Origin of the sequence: Schaalia sp. (assembly GCF_050312375.1) — a bacterium.
GTDB classification, from domain to species: Bacteria; Actinomycetota; Actinomycetes; order Actinomycetales; family Actinomycetaceae; genus Pauljensenia; species Pauljensenia hyovaginalis.
On record NZ_JBNOYB010000017.1, the window covers coordinates 1 to 3,666 of the forward strand.

Annotated in this window: 1 protein-coding gene; it reads left to right on the forward strand. The window is 71.2% G+C overall.

Annotated elements, in window-relative coordinates:
* The first annotated feature begins 76 nt into the window (after window positions 1–76).
* Window positions 77–3,607, forward strand: a complete 3,531-nt coding sequence (locus ACQY7V_RS01015) for a bifunctional proline dehydrogenase/L-glutamate gamma-semialdehyde dehydrogenase (RefSeq protein ID WP_428638495.1) — start codon at window positions 77–79, stop codon at window positions 3,605–3,607.
* The last annotated feature ends 59 nt before the right edge of the window (window positions 3,608–3,666 follow it).

The following is a 3,666-nucleotide window of genomic DNA, read 5'->3' on the forward strand; positions in this document are numbered from 1 at the left end:
CTTCTCCCAGGGCGCCGGGGCCCGGACCTTGTCCGCGCGCCCACCCCCGACCGCACCTCGCATAAGGAACTACGCAATGACCGACAGCACCGACTTCACCACGATCGTCGACCGCGCCCTCGACACCGCCCGCCGGTGGGCGAGCGCCTCGACGAACCATCCGATCGACCCCGCCGCGAAGCTCCTCGCGGGAGTCCTCGACGACGAGGACGGCCTCGACTACACCGTCTCCTTCGTCGACGGGGTCATCCGGCCCGAGGACCGCAGGGTCGCGGCCCGCCACCTCGGCGAGCTCGGCGACAAGAACCCCAAGTTCCTCCCCTGGTACCTGCGCACGCCCGCCCTCATCGGCGGGAAGGCCGGCCGCCTCCTCCCCGACCTTGCGATCCCCGCGGCCCGCAAGGTCTTCGCGCGCCTCGTCGGCGACCTCGTCGTCGACGTCACCGACGAGAAGCTCGGCCCCGCGATCGAGCGCCTCCGCGCCGGCGGCGCCCGCCTCAACATGAACCTCCTCGGCGAAGCGGTCCTCGGCGAGAAGGAGGCGCGCAAGCGACTCGACGACACGCGCCGACTCCTCGAGCGCCCCGACGTCGACTACGTCTCCCTCAAAGTCTCGGCCGTCACCGGCCCCCACAACCCCTGGGGCTACGAGCAGGTCGTCGAGCACGCCGTCAGCCAGCTCCTCCCCCTCTACCAGTACGCCGCCAAGGCCGGGGGCAAGTTCATCAACCTCGACATGGAGGAGTACCACGACCTCCACCTCACCGTCGACGTCTTCAAGAAGATCCTCGACCGCGAGGACTGCCTCGGCCTGCGCGCCGGCATCGTCCTCCAGGCCTACCTGCCCGACACCCTCGACGCGATGAAGGACCTCCAGGAATGGGCCGGAGCGCGCCGGGCGCGCGGCGGAGCCCCCATCAAGGTCCGCGTCGTCAAGGGCGCGAACCTCGCGATGGAACGCGTCGAAGCCCAGATCCGCGGATGGAACCTCACGACCTGGGACTCCAAGCAGGCGACCGACGCCAACTACGTCCGCATCCTCGACTGGGCGATGCGCCCCGAGCGCACGGCGAACGTCAACCTCGGCGTCGCCGGTCACAACCTCTTCACCGTCGCGTGCGCATGGGAGCTCGCCAAGGAGCGCGGCGTCACCTCCGAAGTCGAATTCGAGATGCTCTCGGGCATGGCGACCCAGCAGGCGGCGGCCGTGCGCGAAGAGGTCGGAAACCTCCTCCTCTACGTCCCCGTCGTCCACCCCGAGGAGTACGACGTCGCGATCGCCTACCTCGTGCGCCGCCTCGAGGAGAACTCCGCCGACGAGAACTTCATGGCCTCGATCTTCGACATCGGAACCGACCCCGCCGCCTTCGAGAAGGAGCGCACGCGCTTCCTCGCCGCCATCGACCAGATGAGGGCCGAGGGCGAGTCCCGCGTCGGCCCGACCCGCCACCAGAACCGCCTCGCGGAATCCCCCGAGGACCTGGCCTCCGCCCTCAAAGACGAGGAGGGGACCTGGACCTTCGCGAACACCCCCGACTCCGACCCGGCGCTCCCGGCGAACCTCGAATGGGCGCGCGGGATCGCGGCCCGCGTGCCCGCCTCCACGCTCGGCGTCGACACCATCGGGGCCGCCCTCGTCGAAGACGCCGAAACCCTCGACGCACTGGTGACGGCCGCAGCCGAAGCCGGACGGGAGTGGGGCGCGAAGTCCGCCGCCGAACGCTCCGAGATCCTCCACCGCGCCGGCGTCGAACTCGCGCGCCGCCGCGCCGATCTCATCGAGGTCGCCGGATCCGAGCTCGGCAAGTCCCTCGAGCAGGCCGACGTCGAAGTATCCGAGGCCACCGACTTCGCCCACTACTACGCCCAGTCCGCCCTCGAACTCGAGCGGATCGACGGCGCCGAATTCCACCCCGTGGCCCTCACCCTCGTCACGCCGCCGTGGAACTTCCCCCTCGCGATCCCCGCGGGCGGAGTCCTCGCGGCCCTCGCCGCAGGTTCCGCCGCCATCCTCAAGCCCGCGCCCCAGGCGAAGCGATGCGGCGCGCTCATCGCCGAGTGCCTGTGGGCCGCCGGAGTCCCGAAGGAGGCCCTCGCCCTCGTCGACGTCGCCGAGAACGACCTCGGCAAGGCCCTCCTCACCCACGGGGCCGTCGAGCGCGTCGTCCTCACCGGCGCCGCCGACACCGCGAAGCTCTTCCGCTCCTGGGACCCGACGATGCGGATCATGGCCGAGACCTCGGGCAAGAACGCCATCGTCATCACCCCCTCGGCCGACCTCGACCTCGCCGTCAAGGACGTCGTCAACTCCGCCTTCGGGCACGCCGGCCAGAAGTGCTCGGCCGCGTCCTACGTGATCCTCGTCGGCAGCGTCGGCTTCTCCACGCGCGTGCGCGACCAGCTCCTCGATGCGGTCCGCTCCCTCCACGTCGCCTGGGCCGATGACCTCTCCGCCCAGATGGGACCGCTCGCCGCCGAGCCCACGGGCAAGCTCCTCAGGGGGCTCACGACCCTCGAGCCCGGGCAGAAGTGGGAGATCGCGCCGCGCCGCCTCGACGACACGAACCGCCTGTGGAGCCCGGGCATCCGCTCGGGCGTCGAGCCCGGCAGCGAATACCACCTCACCGAGTACTTCGGCCCGATCCTCGGCATCATGCGCGTCGACACCCTCGACGAGGCGATCGAGGCGCAGAACGCCACGGAGTACGGCCTCACCGCGGGCCTGCACTCCCTCGACCCGGACGAGATCAACCAGTGGCTCAACGGGATCCAGGCGGGCAACGTCTACGTCAACCGCGGGATCACGGGTGCCATCGTGCAGCGCCAGCCCTTCGGCGGCTGGAAGCGCTCGGTCGTCGGCGAGGGCGCGAAGGCGGGCGGGCCGAACTACCTCTTCGGATTCGGCTCCTTCACCCCGGCGACGCCCTCGGCCGCCGGAACGCCGACGAAGCCGCAGCTCAAAGAGCTCGCCGGGATCGGCCGCGCCCTCCTCGACGAAGAGGGATCGCGCAAGCTCGACGCGGCGATCGCCTCGGACTGCGCCGCCCTCGCCTGCGAGTTCGACGTCCTCCATGACCCGTCCCGGGTTCCCGCCGAGCGCAACCTCCTGCGCTACGTCCCGCTCCCGGTGACGATCCGGGCGGGCGCCGCAGCCGCACTCGAGGACCTCCTCCGCGTCCTCTCGGCCGGCCTCGCCCTCGGCGCCATCCGCCGGACGGAGACGGGAGCCTTCGAACGGGCCTTCGCGGGCGGCGGCCACGCCCCCATGTCCCTGCGCGTCTCGAGCGCGACGCCCCTCCCCGCCGAGATCCTCGCCCTCCTCGAAGCTCACGGAGTCGAATACGGGGTCGAGGACGCCGCGTCCTTCGCAGCCTCCCTCAAGCGCAAGGGGATCGCGCTCGACGAGAGGATCCGCCTCATCGGGGAGGACGGCGACGCCCTGCGGAGCGCCCTCGACGGTTCGATCGACCTCGCGGTGTGGGACGCCCCCGTCACGGCCGCGGGCCGGATCGAAATCCTGCCCTTCGTCCATGAGCAGGCCATCTCGATCACCAACCACCGATTCGGCAACCGCACGCCGCTGAGCACCCAGGTGCTCGCGGGCTGACACCGGCGGATCCCGTCGGACGAGCGGCCCGGCCCTCGCGGAGTGCGCGAGGGCCAGAC